We start from the raw sequence: 17,734 nt of genomic DNA, 5'->3' as shown, positions 1-17,734 counted from the left end.
CCGGATATCGCCGGCCGTCATCGATCGGTGCAGGCATCGGCCGCGGTGCCGGTGCGGGCGGCCAGCGCGTCGGTGACGGTGGCGTGGACGGGCAGCACCGCGGAGACGCCGGTGACCGTCACCATGCGCATGAGGCGGTCGGGGACGCCCGCGAGGCGGAGCGAGCCGCCCGCCTTCTCCACTTCGAGCAGCAGGGTGATGAAGGTACTGAGCCCGGTCGAGTCGACGAAGTCCACTCCAGGCAGGTCCAGGACCAGGTGCTGAGCACCCTGTTGCACGAGGTTGCGGACATACGCACGCAAGGTCGGCGCCGTATGCAGGTCCACGTCTCCGGCGACGGTGACGACGATGTGGTCGCCGATGCGCCGGGCGCTCATGTCGAGAGTGTCGAACACGTCTGTCATTACTCCTTGCTGGAGGTCTCGGGCACTGCGGCGGTGGCGTCCCGGCCGCCGGCCGGGGCGGGTGTCGCACCGGTCATGGCTGCGGCGCGCTGTCGGGGCCGTGGACGGTGGCCAGGCCGTTCAGGCCCGAGACGGTGATGACGGGCTCCAGCAGGTCCGTGACGATGAGCTCCAGCCGGGCGGCGTGGGCGAACAGGACGCTCAGCCCGGCGCTGTCGAGATACTCCACCGCCGTCAGATCCACCACGAGGGGTCCCTGGCTGTTCTGGAGCGCCTCGGCCAGGGAGCCGGCGTTGCTCATGTCGATCTCGCCGCTGACGGTCAGCCGGGGCGTTCCGTCCGGGCGTCTGCCGGGGGTGATGGTGAGAGGGGTGGTCATCAGACGATCCTCATCTGCATGTCGACGGTGGTGCCGGACGGGCCGGGGGTGAGGGTGACTTGCTGTGCCAGGGCCCGCATGAGGGCCACGCCTCGGCCCCGGTGGGGGTTGAGGTCGGGCTGCGGGATCTTCCACCGGCCGCTGTCGGCGACTGTCAGGCGCAGGTTGTCGACGAAGGCCTCGGCGCGCAGCCGCACGGTTTCTCCCGGAGCGTGCCGGTGGCCGTGCTCGATGGCGTTGGCGCACGCTTCCCCGGCGGCGATGAGAACGTTCTGCACGGTGTGTACGGAGAGGTCGCACTGGGCGAGCCAGCCGCGCAGCGCCTGGCGGACGGGCGCGAGCTGGGAGGACTCGGCCGGGAAGGTCATCTCCAGTGGTGCCGGGTGGCGGTAGAGGAGCAGAGCGACGTCGTCGTCGTAGCCGCCGTCCGGTGCGAGCCGTGACATCACCTCGGTGGCGAGCTCCTCGACCGGCGTGTCGCGGCCCTCCTGCACGGCTTCGCCGGCCTGGGCGATCCCGATTCCGAGCGGGCGTCGGCGGCGTTCGACGAGGCCGTCGGTGTACAGCAGCAGCGTGCCTCGCGCGGGCAGGGTGCACGCGGCCTCGGGGCGCTGCCTGCCCGGGCGGACGGCCAGGGGCAGGGAACGTCCCTCGTCCAGCAGCAGGGTGGTGCCGTCGGGGTGTGTGAGGATGCCCGGCGGATGCCCGGCGCTGGAGTAGGTCAGCTGCCCCGTCGCGGGGTCCAGGACGCCGCAGAACACTGTCGTGCACAGTGCGCCCGGAACGCTCGCGGCGAACTGGTCGAGCGCCATCAGGGTCTTGGAGGGGCTGGCTTCCTGGAGCATCAGCGCGCGGCAGGCGCTGCGCAGCTGCCCCATCACGCTGGCCGCCTCCAGGCCTCTTCCGACACAGTCTCCGACGACGATGCCTGTGCGCCCGTCCGGCAGGGCGACGGTGTCGTACCAGTCGCCCCCCACTTCCAGCGGGCGGGTCGCGGGCTCGTAGCGCACGGCGAAGCCGGCGGGGAGGGTGGAGGGGCCCAGGATGGCGCGCTGCAGGGCGATGGCGGTCTCTCGCTGCTGGTCGATCTGGTGGGCCCGGACCAGACCTTGCGCCAGATGACCGGCAAGCAGTGAGAGCAGAAGCTGGTCCTCGGAGGTGAAGGGGCGGTCTTCGCCCAGGTCGATCCACACGGCGAGCGGGCCGTCGGGGTGTTCCAGCAGGACGCCGGAACTGGTGCCGTCGACGACCGGGGTGAGCGGCGGCTGCCGGCGCAGTCCGGTCAGCGCGTCCTGGCGTTGGGCGGGCAGGTTTTCCCACCGCAGGTCCGTGTCGGTGGCCGTGAGGGCCGGTATGTCCCCGTGTTCGAAGACGGCGGCCACCACGCTCCGCGCGCGCCACAAGGTCTTCAGTTCGGCGAGGGCGCCGGACAGCGCCTCGGGCAGACTGGCGGCCCGGGACAGGGACGTGCTCACGGCGGCCAGTGCGGTCTCGCGCTGGATGGCGTAGTGCTCGGCGGTGACGTCACGGAAGGTGCCGACGGTGACCCGGCGTCCGGTGTCGGGGTCCTGGGCCCTGTTGTAGGTGACGGCCACCCACAGCCGGTGGCCGTCGCGGTGAATGACGGGGACGGTGTAGGAGCCCTGCGCACGTTCCAGCAGGCCGGCGAAGGCATCGCCGACCTGACGGTGTGCGTCGGGGTCGGTGGCGGCATCGGGCCACCAGGGGTGAAGCGGTGCGTAGGGCAGGTCCTCGGGACCGTAGCCGAGGATGTCGGTGAACGCGGCGTTGATCTCCACGACGGCTCCCGACTCGTCGCAGACGAAGAAGGCCTCCTGGAGGGAGTCGATGAGCGCTGTCCGCCAGCGGACGTGATGACTGCGCAGCCGGGCCAGTTCGAGGTTCGCGCGCACACGGGCCAGCAGCTCGGCGGCCGCGAAGGGTTTGACCAGGTAGTCGTCGGCGCCCGCCCGCAGTCCCTCGATCGACGCCTCCTGCCCGGCCCTGGCCGACAGCAGCAGTACGGGTATCGAGGCCGTACGCGGGTCCTTGCGCAGTCGCGCCACCAGTTCCAGCCCGTCCAGCCGGGGCATCATCACGTCGCTGACGACGAGGTCGGGGATGTCGCGGCGGATGGAGTGCAGGGCCTCGGCACCGTCGGTGACGGTGGTGACCTCGTATCCGGATTTGGCCAGGATGCGGGTGAGGTACTCGCGCATGTCGGCGTTGTCGTCGGCCACCAGCACCCGGGCGCGGGCACCGGGCTGCGGGTCGGACGCGGCGACGTCCGCCTCGGCCGGCGCGCCGGAGTCCTGGGTCGCGGTGGCCCTCTCGCTCGCCGGCAGCCAGCGCAGAGCCTCCTGGACGTAGGGAGCGACGGTGGCGGAGGCTGCGGCGGGCCCCGTGGCCTCCGCCACGGACCCGGGCGCCAGATGAGCCGTCCCGAGCGGCAGCCGGACGGTGAAAGCGGTGCCTTCGCCCTCCGTGCTCTCAGCCGTGATCGTTCCGCCGTGCAGCCCGATCAACTCCCGCACCAGGGCCAGCCCGATGCCACTGCCCTCGTTCGAACGGGACCGGGCGTTCTCTATGCGGTGGAACCGCTCGAACAGCCGGGGCATCTCCGACTCCGGCACGCCGATCCCGGTGTCGGCGACGGTGACCACGGCATGTGCGCCCTCGCCGCGCACGCTCACCCGGATCGCACCGTCGAAGGTGAACTTGAGCGCATTGCTCAGCAGGTTGAGGACCACCTTCTCCCACATGCCGCGGTCGACGTACACCGGCTCGTCCAGGGACGGGCAGGACACGTCGAAGGCGAGCCCCGCCTTCTCCACGGCCGAGCGGAACACGCTGGCCAGTTCCGCGGTGACCGCGGCCAGGTCGACCGGCTCGTAGCGGGCCTGCATGCGGCCCGCCTCGATGCGGGAGAAGTCCAGCAGTGTGTTGACCAGCTTGCCCAGCCGCAGCCCGTTGCGGTGGATGACGTCGAGTTCCTCCCGCATATGGTCGTCGGTGCCGGCGAGCCGAGTGCGGAGCTCCCCGAGGGGTCCCATGATCAGGGTCAGCGGGGTCCGGAACTCGTGGCTGATGTTGGAGAAGAAGGTGGTCTTGGCGCGGTCCAGTTCGGCCAGCTCCTCAGCCCGCCGCTGCTGCGCCTCGTAGCTGCGTGCGCTGCCGATGCCGGAGGCGATGTGTCCCGCGGTCAGCTCGACGAAACCCCGGTAGCTCTCGTCCAGCACGCGGTAGCGGTTCAGTGCCGCCACGCAGAAGCCGTAAGGGGCGGCGCCCTGCTGCAGCAGCGGGACCACGAGGGCCTGCTCGGGCGGTTCGGGCCAGTCGCCGCGGGGCAGGCCCACGAAGGCATCGCCGGCGAGCGGAACCAGGACGGTCTCACCCTCGCTCAGAGCGGCGACGGGCCACAGCGCGGCGGGGTCGTCGAGAGGCAGGGTGAGCGGTGCGGCCGGATGGCCCGCGTCGATGCCGACCGCGCCGGCGAGCCGCGCCGTGGCGCCGTCGAAGAGATAGGTGAGCGTGAAAGGCAGGTCCCTGCGATTGCGGCCGAGCTGCCGGTCCGTGAAGGCCAGCACCTCCTGCTCGGTGCGGATCACACTCGGGTCGGAGCCCAGGTCCCGCAGGGTGGCCATGCGCCGCTCACCGATCACCCGGTCGGTGTCCTCACTGACCACGCACAGCATGCCCACCACGTCGCGGGCCTCGTCGCGCAGCGGGCTGTAGGAGAAGGTGTGGTACGTCTCCTCGCTGTAGCCGGAGCGCTCCAGGAACAGCAGCAGCCCTTCGTCCCAGGTGGCTTCACCCGTGCTGAGCACGGCTTCGATGCGCGGGCCGATGTCGTCCCAGATCTCCGCCCACACCTCGTTCGCCGGGCGGCCCAGCGCCCACGGGTACTTGCGGCCGAGGGTGTCACGCCGGTAGGCGGCATTGCAGAAGAAGGTCAGCTGCTCGCCCCAGGCCATCCACATGGGAAACCGGGAGGACAGCAGAATGCTGACGGCTGTCTGCAGGCTCTGCGGCCACGTCCGTGGCGGGCCCAGGGGCGTGGCCGCCCAGTCCACCGCGGCGAGATCCCCGCCCACCTCACGGTCGGCGGCGAACACGTCGTCCCCGGCCGCGGTCACCTCCGGTCCGTGGCCGGCCTTGTCCCAACGCTCCACGCGATACCCGTCCCCTCACGTCGGCCCCGCCCCACGGCCACTGTTCTGCCCAACACGCACCCGGACGCCCCCTGACTGCGTGCCTATGCCTGTCTGCCCCGTAACCGTCGTCCGACGCCGACGAAAACTCGTCCGTCTTCGCAGGCCGAGGGCTTTTCCGGTCCAGGCCGACATTCTCCCAAACAGGGGCGGATGGATGATCCGGTACGGGGCCGGCGGTTGGCCCGAGGCGCTGGTCGCGCTGAAGGGCATGGATACACGACAAGATCGCCTCTCGTCGCGTGCTCGGATACGCCGGCTTTCGCCTCGCGGAATGGGATGGACATCGCGCCCCGCTGGTGACGCGTAACGCTTGACGAGCAGACTCACACCATGGACGCAGGACTTGCAGGACTCCTCGGCGGTGTCATCGGCGCCGCCGTCGGCGCAGTCGGCGCCACGACATCAGCGTGGATCACCGGAAGGAAGGCAGAGCAACAGGCCAAGATCCAGTCCGAGACGCAGCTGGGGCACGCCCGCCTTCAGATAGATGCTGAACGGACTCGTGCTCTTGGCGAATCACGCAAGAACGCCTACCTGGCCTTCGCTGAAGGCTGGAGTCAAGTGCACGGGACCTTGGGCGAAGCAGCCATCAAACTTGGCGGCATTGCCGCAACCGACCCTCCTGAAGAGCGCGAAGAGCGCCGCCAAGCCGCCCGCCACCTCTGGAATGAAGCACGTGCTCTGCACCGCCACCTCAACCGCCTCCTCCACGTCGTTTACGTGGAGGGTCCCAGCCAGATGGCCGACGCAGCGCAGGCGGCAAGTGGCGCCATGGTGCCGGTTTTCGGGACAGTCATGGACTGGCTGCATGCAGTCGACAACGGGACAGAGACGCCGCAACACAGAGCAGAACAGGAAGCATCACACAGCGAGGCGTACGGCAGGATCTTGCAGTTCCTCTACTCCGCTTCGGATGCCACCATGCCGGCCGGAACAGACAGCGGCGCGCATTGTCTCCTGTGAGGATGCGCCGCACCGCGAGCTCAGGGCAGTCGGCCGCATGCCAGATCTCCGTCACACCATCGTCCCGCCCGCTCTGGTGGGTGCGGGGTCACCCGGCCCCGTGCGCGGGTGCCACTCCCCCAGCCTCGCAGGCAGATGGGGCATTGAGGGGGGCGGGTGCGGGCGCTGCGGGAGCCGGCTCCGCGTTTGCCGGGGTGTTGTTCTGCGCTGGAACGCAAGCCAACCGGCTGTCCGGTAGCAACCCTGGCTGCTGCGGGACAGCCTGGTCCGACGTTTCCATCGGGCCCGGCCGCTTCAGTTCGCCAAGGGCCCTGGTCCAACTGATGTCGGCCGCTCTTCGCAGTCAGCCTTCACGCACGGCCCGGGCGTCCTCACCTCCCGCACCTTTACCGTCCGCTCGGCTCTCGTGACATCGCTGTTCCCGGACCGCGGGAGCCGGCACGGGGCCCGTGCCCGTGGAGCGGCCTGGCCTGCGCGAACGATGGGCCCTGCACCGGGAACGCCGCGGGAATGGGACGGGAAGCCGTGCCCCCACGATGGTCGAGGCACCACAAGCAGGCGCACGGGGGACTCTGTCACGTCGCGCCTGAAGTATCCCGGCCTCAGCAACGGGCTTTCGCGGTGAGCAGTTCCTTTCGGGGGTCACCGCCTGCCTTGTCGAGCGCGAGTTCGGGAGTTCAGACAGGGAGCTGACATGCCAGAAATCGTTCTGGACCGATTCCACTCCGATGCGTGGCACACCGCGCCGATCCGCGGGGAGACCTTTGCCGCACCGGAGGAGAAGTACCTCGGACACCTCGCGGACCTTGCCGAGGTGCTCAGCGAGCACCTGGGTGACGTGGCGATCAGATCGATCGACGCCCGCTGGGGGACGGACACGCTGGAGGGTGCGGACCTTCTGATCCTCACGCTGCCCACCGCGGACCAACCGCCGCTGACGGCCGAGGACATGGCGCTGCTGCGCGGCCATCTCGGCACGGGCCGGGGCCTGCTGGTCTTCGGTGGCTCCGTGAGCGACACCGCGCCCTGCCCGCTCTCGGATCTGGTGCCGGGACTCGTGGTGGGTCCCGACCTCGTCTCGGTCCGTCAAGAGCCGCCGACCAGCCACCTTTTGACCTATTCGGTCGGTGCCGACGGTCTGCCGGGACATCCGGTGGCCGAAGGCGTCGAGGAGCTGCACTTCCACCGGGCCAGGAGTGTGACGGTCACCGGCTCCGCAGCCACCGCCGTCGCCGCCCGAGACGGGAGTGTCCTGGCCGCCGCGGCCGAGGTGGGCTCCGGACGGCTCGTCGTCGTAGGTGGCGGTGAGCTGTTCGCTCTGCCCTTCCTCGGGCGCGCGGACAATGCCAGGTTCCTGCTGAACACCCTCAGCTGGCTGCTCACCGGCCAGTGCGCGCCGGGCGGCTCCGAACTGGCGAAGGCGGTGAGGCACGAGCGCTTCTTCACCGTCCGCTCGTTTGCCGCCGAGGAGGATCTGGCGAAGGTCGAAGGCTCGCACGTCGTCGATGCCCGGCCCTACCGGTCGCTGCTGGAGAGGATCGGCGGAGGCGTCCTGCCGGATCCCTACCAGGACCAGGCAGCGTTCCTGCTCGAGGCAGAGCTGCGCTTCGACGAGATGCCGCGGGTGATCCGCGAGGCGGTGAGTACCTTCCGGCACCAGTCCAACGACTACGAGGGTCTGCTGGTGCGTGGGCTGCCGGTGGACGCGGAACTGCCCGGCACCCCCGCCGATCCGGCGCGGCAAGTGGACAAGTCGACGTGGCTGAGCGAGCTCTGGCTGGCCGGCTTCGCGTCCGCGCTGGGTTTCCCGCTCGCGTACTTGCAGGAGAAGCACGGTCTGCTTTTCCAGAACGTGGCGCCCACTCCGCACAACGCCTCGAACCTGTCCTCGGAGAGTTCCGCGATCCTGCTGGACTTCCACACCGAGACGGCGTTCCACCCGCACATGCCGGACTTCCTCATGCTGCACTGCCTGCGCAGCGACCACGACGGCATCGCCAAGACCATCATGGCCAGCGTCCGGATGGCGCTGCCCCACCTGAGCCTGGCGGACCGCTGCGAGCTTTTCCTGCCGCAGTTCCGCACCGGGGTCGACTACTCCTTCGGCAGCGCCAACGGCGTGCAGGGCAACGGCCCCACGCTGCCCGTCCTGTACGGCAATCCCTACGACCCGTACATGACGTTCGACCTCGACCTGATGGTCGGCGAGACACCGCACGCGCAGCAGGCGCTCGAAGCGCTGCGCAGCGCTGTGAACAAGGTGCAGCGCTGGGTCCGCCTGGAGCCGGGGGGATCTACTGATCGTGAACAACCGGCGTGCCGTCCACGCCCGTTCGGAGTTCTCCGCGCGGTTCGACGGCCGTGACCGCTGGCTGCAGAGGGTGTGCCTGGTGAGCGACCCGGTGCCCTCGGCCGCCGACCGGCGCGGCAGTGGCCGCGTGGTCGAGACAGCCTTCGCCGTCTGAGCGGCAGTGCCATCCGAAATCCAATGAGGAGCCGAACAGTGACCGAGTCGTTCATCGACTTCTTTGAAGCGCATGTGGCGGCCACGCCGGACGCCACGGCCGTCGTGTCCGGGGCGGACGCGCTCAGCTACCGCGAACTCGACGCCCTGGCCCGCCGTCAGGCGCTGGAACTGGCCGACAGCGGGGTGCGGCGAGGAGCGCTGGTGGGTGTGTACGCCGAGCCCGGGCCGGCGATGATCGCCGCCATCTTGGGCGTGCTGAAGGCGGGCGCCGCCTATGTGCCGCTCGACCCCGAATACCCCGCACAGCGGCTCGACTACCTGGTGCAGGATTCGGGGATGTCCGCGGTGCTCGCCGAAGAGCACCTGGCTCCGCGGCTGTCCGGGCGGGGACTGCCCGTCATCGGTGTCCCGAGCTCGGCCGGTGCGGGGTCCGCGCCGGCTTTCGAGACGGTGCGCCGGGGCCCGGACGACCTGGTCTATGTCATCTACACCTCCGGGTCGACCGGCCGCCCCAAGGGCGTGCGGGTCACCGAGGCCAACGTCGTGAACCTGCTGAACGCCGTGGGCGAGAGCCACAAGCTCTGCGCGGATGACGTCACCATCTTCACGCACTCCTTCACCTTCGACGCGTCGGTGCTGGAGATCTTCGCCCCGCTCGCCTTCGGTGCGAAGCTCGTCGTCGCGGCCGCGGAGGAGCGGCGGGACGCGGCGAAGCTCGTGGCTGCGGTCAAGCAGCACCGCGTGACGATCTGGGACATGGTCCCGGCCATGCTGGCCCAGGTCGTCGACCTGCCAGACTTCGCCGGCGACTGCGCGTCGCTGCGCCTGGCGATCTCAGGGGCGGACGTCCTGCCGCCCGGTCTTGCCCACCGCTTTTTGACCCTCGCACCGTGGTGCGAACTGCAGAACCAGTACGGGCCCACCGAAGCGACCGTCATCACCACCGTCTGGTCCTGCACGACAGACACCGCCAGCGGGCCGGTACCGATCGGATACCCGATCGCCGGGACGTCGGTGCACGTCCTGGACGAGCGGCTCGCACCGGTCGTGCCGGGACAGATCGGTGAGATCCACATCGGCGGCGCCGGTGTCACGGCCGGCTACCACGGACGCCCGGAGCTGACAGCGGAACGCTTCGTCACCACCGGGCGGTGTCCTCGCTCAGGGCGGAGGACCACAGCTTGGGCCGGGCGGCCGCCGGGACGACGGTGACGATCCGCAGCCTGTCCGGGTCGCTGAGGCCGGTCCGGTAGGCGCGAAGCACCGCATCCCGCAAGGCCGTCGCCTTGTTCGCCGAGGACGGGGTCACGATCATCACCGGCTCGCCGGTCCGTTCGGTGTGCAGCACCGCGCGGGCCACGATCACCAGCGAGGCCAGGGTCTTGACCGTACGGGTGGCCGGGTTGCCCATCAGGTCGAGCAGGACGAGCCTGCTCGAGCCGACCGTGCCCAGCTCCGCGAAGTGCGGATCGGCGACGGCGAAGAATTCTCTCAACGCGGAGGAGGAGGAAGGAAGTTCGAACGCAGGGGTGAACTCGGAGCTGGACCGGGAGCTACGTCCGACCTGGTTGAGGGCTTGCCGAAGCTGGTCCTCGTATTTCGTCAGGACATCTCCACGGTGAAGAACATCGCTGATCAACGTGCTCCTCCGACGGATGGGATGCGCGCAATGCGCGCGAGGCGGGTGCATGCACCGACCGGTGCGGTCACGCCCCAGCCTCTGACCCGACGCTCCCGCCCCGATACCGGATCACTACCGGGCGAGTCCTCCGCACGGTTGAGCCGATCCCGCCAGCGGCCCGGCGCACGAGCGCTGCACGCGTGACGAGCTGGCGGGTCCGGACGGCGAGTTGCGATATCAGGTGCTCCCGGGCGATGAGCTCGCTGGAGCCAGGTCGGACGGTGAGGATGACTGCTGCACGGCCTGCCGTCCGGCGTCGACAGCGCTCTCGCAGTCCTCCGGATCCTCGAAGCGCAGGTCGCGGTCCGCTACCGGTCGTTCTGGGACCTGATGAACGACGAGTACCGAAACGTCCGCGACGAGGAGTGACCTGCCGGCGGCGAGTCCCGCCGGCGGAACGGCGGGAGTGGGCCCGGAGTTGACGTCCAGGTGGCGGGCGGCTGGGGCCAGGACGTCACTTGGGCGCGGGAGGCGGCGGGGACGGTGGATGGGGTGGAGGCGGGGGTGGGGCGAGGTGTTCCCTCCGCCTCCGGGACAGGACGAAGGGGAACGCGAAGCCCAGGGCTGCTCCTGCGGCGCCCCCGACCAGCCCGACCAGAGGGGCGTCCCAGCCGACACCGGACTCCAGCAGCTCTGCCGGCCCCGCCACCAGGCACCCGAACAGGGCGGTGAGGAGCGCACCGCGCCGCCGCTGGTCCAAGGTGGGCCGCATCCCCCTCACGCTCACAGGCGGGTCCCTTCGTTCGACGCGGGGCCCCATGCAGTACGCCGGCCTGAGCCTTCGCCTCGTATCGTCTCCTGGCGTGGCGAGCCCGCGGACCGGTTCCCGGTGATCCCGTGTCCCGGGCCGCGGCCGGTGGCCGGTCAGGCGTAGGTGTAGAAGCCCTGGCCGGATTTTTTGCCCAGGAGGCCGCCTTCGACCATGCGCAGCAGGAGCGGCGGGGGCGCGTAGAGGGGTTCCTTGAACTCCTCGTACATGGCCTGGGCGATGGAGACGGTGGTGTCCAGGCCGATGAGGTCGGCCAGGCGCAGGGGGCCCATGGGGTGGGAGCAGCCCAGGGTCATGCCCTGGTCGAGGGTTTCGGCGGTGGCCAGGCCTGATTCGACCATGCGGACGGCGGAGAGCAGGTAGGGGAAGAGGAGGGCGTTGACGAGGAAGCCGGCGCGGTCGGGGGCGGTGATGGGGTGTTTGCCCAGGACGTCGCGGACGAAGTGGTGTGCGCGGGTGGTGACGGCTTCGTCGGTGAGGACGGAGGGGATGAGTTCGACCAGCGGCAGGGCCGGGACGGGGTTGAAGAAGTGCAGGCCGAGGACCTGGCCGGGGCGGCGGGTGGCGGCGGACAGGCGGACGACGGGGATCGAGGAGGTGTTGGTCGCCAGGATCGCGTCGGGGTCTTCGACAATTTTGTCGAGGGTGGCGAACAGGTCCAGTTTGAGCGGCTCGTCTTCTTTGACGGCCTCGATGACGAGGTGGCGGTCGGCGAGGTCGGCGAGGTCGCGGGTGAACGTCACCCGGTCCAGGGCCGCGTCGCGCTGGTCGGAGGTGAGTTTGTTGCGGCTCACTCCGCGGTCCAGGGAGGCGGCCAGGCGGCGGGGGGCGGTGGTGAGGGAGGTTTCGGAGAACACGGCGACGGTGACGTCGAGGCCGGTCTTGGCGCAGAGTTCGGCGATGCCGGTGCCCATGATGCCGCTGCCGACGACGCCGATCCGTTCGATGGCGGCGCCCGGCTGGGCGGGGATGGTGGTGGTCATGTGGGTGTCCCCCAGGTCAGAAGGGTGGCTCCGATGGACATGCCGCCGCCGAATCCGGCGAGCAGTACCAGTTCGCCCGCGTGCAGTGCTCCGGTGCGGTGGGCTTCGTCCAGGGCGATGGGCACGGAGGCGCTGCCGACGTTGCCGTAGCGGGTGAGGGTGCGGTGGGTGTGGGCGGCGTCGAGTCCGGCGCGTTCGACGACGTCGGTGAGCATGACGCCGTTGGCCTGGTGGGGGACGAAGTGGTCGACCGCGCCGATGTCGACGCCTGCGCTGCGGGTGAGGGCGCGCAGCGCGGGTGGAACGTGTTCGGTGACGAAGTCGCGTACGCCGCGGCCGTCCATTTTGAAGTGGTGGCCGCCGTCGGCGACGGTGGCGGCGGAGGCGGGATTGCGGCTGCCGCCGGCTTCGACGCGGATCAGGTGGTGGGCGTCGCCGCGGCTGGAGAGGTCGGTGGCGAGGATGCCGTAGGGGTGGGGTACGGCGCCGACGACGGCGGCTCCGGCGCCGTCGGCGAACAGGATGGCGGTCTTGCGGTCGGTGAAGTCCAGGATGCGGGAGTAGATGTCGGCGCCGATGACCAGGACGCGGGCGTCGGGGCGGACGGTCACCAGGCTGTGGGCCAGGGCGAGGGCGTAGACGAAGCCGCTGCAGACGACGTTGATGTCGAAGCAGGCGGCGCCGTAGGCGCCCAGGTGGTGCTGGACGAGATAGGAGGTGGGGGGCTGGGGGAAGTCGCCGGTGGAGGTGGAGACGATGAGGTAGTCGATCTGATGGGGCGTCAGTCCGGCTTGCTCCAGGGCGCGTTCGCCGGCCTTGACGGCGAGGTCGGAGGTCGCTTCGTGGGGGGCGGCGTAGCGGCGGGTGCGGATCTGGGTCTTGTCTTCGATCCACTGGGCGCTGACGCCGACGCGCGCTGCGACTTCTTCGTTGCCGACCTCGTGCTTGGGCAGGTAGGAGCCGGTGGAGAGGATGCCGATGCCCATGTCAGGCCGCCTGCCCGGAGACGGGGGCGGTGCGCAGGGGGTTGAGGCGGGTGGCGCCCAGCTGGTCGCGCAGGGCGGGGTCGGTGACGCCGAGGCCCTCCTGGGGTGCCAGGCACAGGACGCCGACCTTGCCGGTGTGCTGGTTGAGCTGGACCAGGCGGGCGGCTTCGCCGACGTCGTCGAGCGGGAACACCCGCGACAGCACCGGGGCTATGTGGCCCAGGCGGACCAGGCGGTTGCACTCGGCCTGTTCCTGGAGGTTGGCGGCGTGGCTGCCGATGACGCGTTTGAGGTTCATCCACAGGTAGCGGTTGTCGAAGTGGTGGTCGTAGCCGGTGCTGGATCCGCAGGTGACGACCACGCCGCCCTTGCGGACGACGAACACGGAGATGCCGAAGGTGGCGCGTCCGACGTAGTCGAAGACGACGTGGGGGTCCTCGCCGACCAGGCGGCGGATCTCGCGGCCCAGGCGTTTGCCGAGCTCGATGGTCTGCTCGGGGCTGGGGGCGCTGTCGGTGCCCAGGCCGATGTCGTTGCGGTTGATGACGACGTCGCAGCCCAGGCGGCGCAGCGCGTCGGCCTTCGTCTGGGAGCCGACGACACCGACGGCGATGCCGCCGGCGTTCTTGACCATCTGCACGGCGAACGCGCCCAGGCCCCCGGTGGCGCCCCAGATGAGGACGATGTCGCCCTGTTTGATGCGGGCGCCGTTGGCGCCGACCAGCATCCGGTAGGACGTCGCCGCGGTCAGCAGGACGCCGGCCGACTCCTCCCAGGTCAGATGGGCGGGTTTGGGCAGCAGCTGGCTGGCGCGCAGGACCGCGTAGTGGGCCAGGCCGCCGAAGTTGGTCTCATAGCCCCAGATCCGCTGTCCGGTGCCGAGCATGGCGTCGGCGTGGGTCTGGGGTTCTTGTTCGTCGACCTGGACGCAGCTGGCGACGACGTGGTCGCCCACCTTCCAGTGCCGCACCCCGGCGCCGGTCCGCACGACGACGCCGGCCGCGTCGGATCCGACGACGTGGTGGGGCAGGTCGTGGCGGGCGGCGTAACCGCCCTGGCGGGCCTGGCGCTTGAGGAATTCGAAGGTGGACACCGGGGCGAAGGTGGCGGACCACACGGTGTTGTAGTTGATGGAGCTGGCCATCACCGCGACCACGACCTCGTCGGGGGCGAGGTCGGGCATCGGTACCTGTCCCACGTGCAGTGACTTGCGTACGTCCTTGTCCTCGACGCCGTCGAACATGCCGGTGTCGCGGGCCAGGATGTGCGCGGCGGTGTAGGTGGCGGGCAGGTCGTGGCGTTCGAGTTCCTGCGGGCCGGCCCCGGACAGCAGGGCCTGGGTCAGAGAGTCCATGAGGTGCCTTTCTCCGTCGCCGGGCCGAGCGGTGGGCGTGGTGTGGGGCGCGGCGGATCGTTGGAGAGCGCGGAAAAGGGGGGGGCCGTTGTCGCGGAAGGGGGCCTGCCCGGTGCTCCCCCGCCCCGCGGCGGCAGCCGGGGGCAGGGGAACTGGGGCGGGGGAACTGGGGGTGTTAGAGGACCGCGCCCTGCTTGGTGCGCCGGCGCAGGCTGGGCCTGCTGGACTGGCCGAGGTCCTTCCACATGTCCGACAGGCCGATGACGGTGCGGGCCGCGAACAGCCGGCGGATGGACACCTCCTGCTTGAGTTCGGTGCGGATGAGGCCGACGAGGCGGATCGCGCGCAGGGAGTTGCCGCCCAGGTCGAAGAAGTCCTCGTCGATGCCGACCCGCTCGCGTTCCAGGACGTCGGCGAAGGCCGCGGCCAGCACCCGCTCGGTGTCGTTGCGCGGTGCCCGGTAGGTGCCCTCGTCGAAGGCGGGCTGCGGCAGGGCCGCCCGCTGCACCCGGCCGTCGGCTCCCACCGGCAGGGTGTCGAGGACGGTGAACACCGACGGCACCAGGGACTCGGGGAGCCAGCCCGCGGCGAAGCGGCGCAGTTCGTCGGCGGCGACGCTGTGGCCGGGGGCGGGCACGACGTAGGCGGCCAGGCGCTGCGCTCCGGTGGCGTCCTTGCGGAAGCCGGCGACGGCGTAGGCGACCGCGGTGTGTTCGCTCAGCACCTCCTCGACCTCGGGCAGTTCGACGGCGACGCCGCGGACCTCGCCCTGTTCGCTGGCGCGGGCCACGTACTCCAGGCGGCCGCCGGTGCCCCGGCGCGCCCGGTCGCCGGTGCGGTGCATCAGGGTGCCGGGCGGCCCGAAGGGGCAGGGCACGAAGCGCTGCGCGGTCAGGGCGGGGCGGCCCGGGTAGCCGGGGGCCACGCCGGGGCCGGCCACGTAGAGTTCTCCGCTCACGCCGACGGGGACCGGGGCAAGTCCCGGGCCCAGGACGTACAGGGCGGTGTCGTCCAGGGGGCGGCCGACGGTGCCGGCGTGGCGTACGGGTTCGTCGGCGGCCAGGCGGTGGCAGGCGGCGAACACGGTCGCTTCGCGCAGTCCGTGGCCGTGGACGACGGTCAGGTCGGGGCAGGCGGCCTTGACGCGGCGCAGTGCGGCGGCGGAGACGCGGTCGCCGCCGGTCCACACCTCGCGCAGGGCGGCCAGGCTGTCGGGGCGCTGGGCGGCGATGGTGGCGAACTGCACGGCGGGCAGCCACAGGGTGGTGAGGGCGTGGGCGGCGGCTGCCGCGGCCAGCGCGTCGGCATCCAGAACCGCGTCGGGGTGGGTGACGACGTGGCCGCCGCTCAGGAGCGGCAGCCACACCTCCAGGGCGAGGGCGTCGTGGGTGGGCGGGGTGTGCCAGAGGACGGTGCTGTCGCCGGCGCCCTGCCAGTGCGGGTCCTGGACGAAGTGGCTCATGTTGCGGTGGCTGACCGCGACCGCCGGGTGGTCGGTGCCGTGGTTCGTCGCGGCGGGCAGGACCGCCAGCAGACTGTCGGGGCGCGGCGGCCGCACCGCCGGCCCGGCGGCGGGGGTGGTGTCGGTGGCGCTCCAGGCGAGGTCGGCCGCGGCCAGCACCGGCAGGTCCAGCTGCGCGGCCAGGCGTGCGGTGTGGGCGGCGTCGGTGAGCAGGACGCTCGCCGGACTCTGGCGCAGCTGCGCGCTGAGCTGTTCGGCCGGGGCGTCGGGGTCCAGCGGCAGGTAGGCGGCGCCGGCTTTCGCGACGCCCAGCAGGGCGATGGCCAGGTCCGCGGAGCGGGGCAGCGCCAGCGCCACGACCTTCTCGCCGGTGAGGCGGGAGGTGAGTTCCCGGGCCGTGCGGGTGGAGTGTTCGTCCAGCTCCCGGTAGGTGAGGGTGCGCTCGCCGCAGGTCAGGGCCGGGGCGTCGGGGCGGCCGGCGGCCTGGCGGGCGAACAGCTCGGGAACCGTCGACCAGTCGGTGGCGGGGGCGGGGCGGCGTGCGGGCAGCACCTGCTCGCGTGCGGGGCCCTCCAGTACGTCCAGGGCGCCGACGGGCGCGTCGGGGGCGGCCACCGCGGCGCGGATGAACGCGATCAGCTCCTCGCCGACGTGGCGCAGTTCGGCGCGGTGGTAGAGGCGGGCGGGGGCGTCCAGGCGGATGAACAGGTCGCTGTCGGCGCTGCCGTCGGTGTAGACGCCGATGGACAGTTCCTCGAAGGTGCCGGTCGTCGCGCCGCTGTAGCGGGCCGGGCTGTCGCCGAAGTGGAGCTGCTCGACGAACTCCACGACGTTGACGACGGCGCCGTAGCTGCCGCGTCCGCTCAAGGGGGTGCCGGCGGCGCGCTGGATGTCGGAGTAGTGGCAGGCGGTGTGCCCGGAGATGTCGTAGGTCTCCTCCACCAGGGCGTCGGCGACCTCGGCGAACGTGGAGTTCAAATCGACGTGCGCGCGCACCGGGACCACGTTGACGGCGAGTCCCGGGGTGCGGCTGGCGACGCCGACGCGGTTGCCGACGGCCAGCGAGAGGAGGAAGTGCGGGCGGTCGCAGCGGTGGCGCAGGAACACCGCGGTGGCGGCGCTGAGCAGCTGCGACATCCACAGGCCCATGGACTGGGCGGTCTTGGTCCACACCTCGGCCTCGGCGCGGGGCACGGACAGGGTCCGGCTGACCATGCCGATGGTCTCGGCCACCTCCGACCAGCGGTCGGCGCTGCCGAGCGGTTCGGACAGCTCGGCGCGCTGGGTGTCGGACAGGGCCACGCGCGGCACCTGGGCGGGCGGGGGCGCGTCGGTGAGGTAGGTGCGCCAGAACTCGCTGTCCTGGGTGAAGGTGTCGGAGTCGAGGTACTGGGTGGCCTCGCCGGCGAAGGAGGCGACGTCCCAGGGGTGCGGCAGCGGCGGCACCTGATGTCCGCCTGCCAGCGCCGTGTACACCTCCGCGAGGCGCTTGGAGAGCAGGCCGCCGGCGCCGAATCCGTCCGAGATGAGGTGGTGGTAGGCGATCACCAGCAGGGAGCGGTTAGGAGCGAGGGTGACCACGCCGAGCCGGAACAGCAGGTCCCGGCTCAGGTCGAAGGGCCGGCGCACCAGGTCGGCCATGGCTTCGCGGGCCGCCTGCTCGGGGTCGTCCTCGGCGCTCAGGTCGAGGAAGAAGGGCTGCCAGTCCCCCAGGTCGCGGGGCGCCATGCGCAGTCCGCCGCCGTCGTCGGTGAAGTTGACGCGCAGCACCTCCGCCTCGCCCATCACGTGCTGGAACGCGGCGGCGATGACGTCCGTGTCCAGCTCACCGTCCACGTCCCACATGGTCAGTGCATGGTTCGGCGTGTCGGGAGCCATTTCCTGCGCCCGCCACATGCCTTTATGCGCAGACGACGCACCGAATGAACGCACACAGATCAACCCCTCAACAAGCCCGGATTCCGGCGGAATTCGCAGATCGACCCCCATCGTCGTGGGGGTCGGATCAGCCGTTCAAGACAACTCGGTTCCCGGCGGGACAGGGCGCGCTGAGGCTTGCGCTGTCCCGCCGG

The 17,734-nt window shown here is 71.0% G+C and carries 12 protein-coding genes; 4 read left to right on the top strand and 8 right to left on the bottom strand.

The genetic code is table 11. From position 1 onward, the window contains the following. Positions 1 to 17: 17 nt before the first annotated feature. The 3 genes from ACZ4VA_RS33995 to ACZ4VA_RS33985 form a co-directional block, all read right to left on the bottom strand. A complete protein-coding gene (locus ACZ4VA_RS33995) occupies positions 18 to 404 on the bottom strand; it encodes an STAS domain-containing protein (protein ID WP_356168983.1) in 387 nt (128 codons plus the stop codon). A 73-nt stretch (positions 405 to 477) separates the two neighbouring features. Next, positions 478 to 783 carry an STAS domain-containing protein gene (locus tag ACZ4VA_RS33990; RefSeq protein WP_389391895.1) on the bottom strand — a complete coding sequence of 102 codons (306 nt, stop codon included), beginning with the start codon at positions 781 to 783 and terminating at the stop codon, positions 478 to 480. Further along, entirely contained in the window at positions 783 to 4,763 is a 3,981-nt protein-coding gene (locus ACZ4VA_RS33985) for a SpoIIE family protein phosphatase (RefSeq protein ID WP_468083894.1), read from the bottom strand. Before ACZ4VA_RS33985 ends, ACZ4VA_RS33990 begins: the two co-directional genes overlap by 1 nt. A 564-nt stretch (positions 4,764 to 5,327) precedes the next feature. Between ACZ4VA_RS33985 and ACZ4VA_RS33980 the strand changes: the two genes are divergently transcribed. The 4 genes from ACZ4VA_RS33980 to ACZ4VA_RS33965 all read left to right on the top strand — a co-directional run bounded on the left by ACZ4VA_RS33980 (position 5,328) and on the right by ACZ4VA_RS33965 (position 9,639). Next, on the top strand, positions 5,328 to 5,960 hold the full coding sequence (locus ACZ4VA_RS33980) for a hypothetical protein (RefSeq protein WP_356168988.1): 633 nt from the start codon (positions 5,328 to 5,330) through the stop codon (positions 5,958 to 5,960). Between the two features lie 694 nt (positions 5,961 to 6,654). After that, positions 6,655 to 8,325, top strand: a complete 1,671-nt coding sequence (locus ACZ4VA_RS33975; RefSeq protein WP_468083817.1) for a TauD/TfdA family dioxygenase — start codon at positions 6,655 to 6,657, stop codon at positions 8,323 to 8,325. After that, a complete protein-coding gene (locus tag ACZ4VA_RS33970) occupies positions 8,264 to 8,425 on the top strand; it encodes a hypothetical protein (protein ID WP_468083816.1) in 162 nt (53 codons plus the stop codon). The genes ACZ4VA_RS33975 and ACZ4VA_RS33970 overlap by 62 nt, the downstream gene beginning before the upstream one ends. Before the next feature lie 38 nt (positions 8,426 to 8,463). Then, a complete protein-coding gene (locus tag ACZ4VA_RS33965) occupies positions 8,464 to 9,639 on the top strand; it encodes an amino acid adenylation domain-containing protein (protein ID WP_468083814.1) in 1,176 nt (391 codons plus the stop codon). Here the strand turns inward: ACZ4VA_RS33965 and ACZ4VA_RS33960 are convergent. The 5 genes from ACZ4VA_RS33960 to ACZ4VA_RS33940 form a co-directional block, all read right to left on the bottom strand. After that, positions 9,566 to 10,117, bottom strand: a complete 552-nt coding sequence (locus tag ACZ4VA_RS33960; protein ID WP_356168994.1) for a DUF6002 family protein — start codon at positions 10,115 to 10,117, stop codon at positions 9,566 to 9,568. The two genes, ACZ4VA_RS33965 and ACZ4VA_RS33960, sit on opposite strands and share 74 nt — an antisense overlap. Positions 10,118 to 10,972: 855 nt before the next feature. Then, entirely contained in the window at positions 10,973 to 11,860 is an 888-nt protein-coding gene (locus ACZ4VA_RS33955) for a 3-hydroxybutyryl-CoA dehydrogenase (protein ID WP_355783224.1), read from the bottom strand. After that, positions 11,857 to 12,846 (bottom strand): 3-oxoacyl-ACP synthase III family protein, encoded by a 990-nt coding sequence (locus ACZ4VA_RS33950; protein WP_468083813.1) that lies wholly within the window; start codon positions 12,844 to 12,846, stop codon positions 11,857 to 11,859. Before ACZ4VA_RS33950 ends, ACZ4VA_RS33955 begins: the two co-directional genes overlap by 4 nt. A 1-nt stretch (position 12,847) precedes the next feature. Next, the gene (gene ccrA / locus ACZ4VA_RS33945; protein WP_468083811.1) at positions 12,848 to 14,200 is read right to left on the bottom strand and encodes a crotonyl-CoA carboxylase/reductase; all 1,353 of its coding nucleotides are present in this window, start codon (positions 14,198 to 14,200) and stop codon (positions 12,848 to 12,850) included. 175 nt (positions 14,201 to 14,375) lie between these two features. After that, the gene (locus ACZ4VA_RS33940) at positions 14,376 to 17,651 is read right to left on the bottom strand and encodes an AMP-binding protein (protein WP_468083809.1); all 3,276 of its coding nucleotides are present in this window, start codon (positions 17,649 to 17,651) and stop codon (positions 14,376 to 14,378) included. Positions 17,652 to 17,734 lie beyond the last annotated feature (83 nt).

The sequence above is a fragment of the Streptomyces sp. NPDC028308 genome (assembly GCF_055565855.1).
The sequence above is the reverse complement of the archived record's forward strand: the minus strand, read 5'-3'. Positions and strand labels throughout refer to the sequence as shown.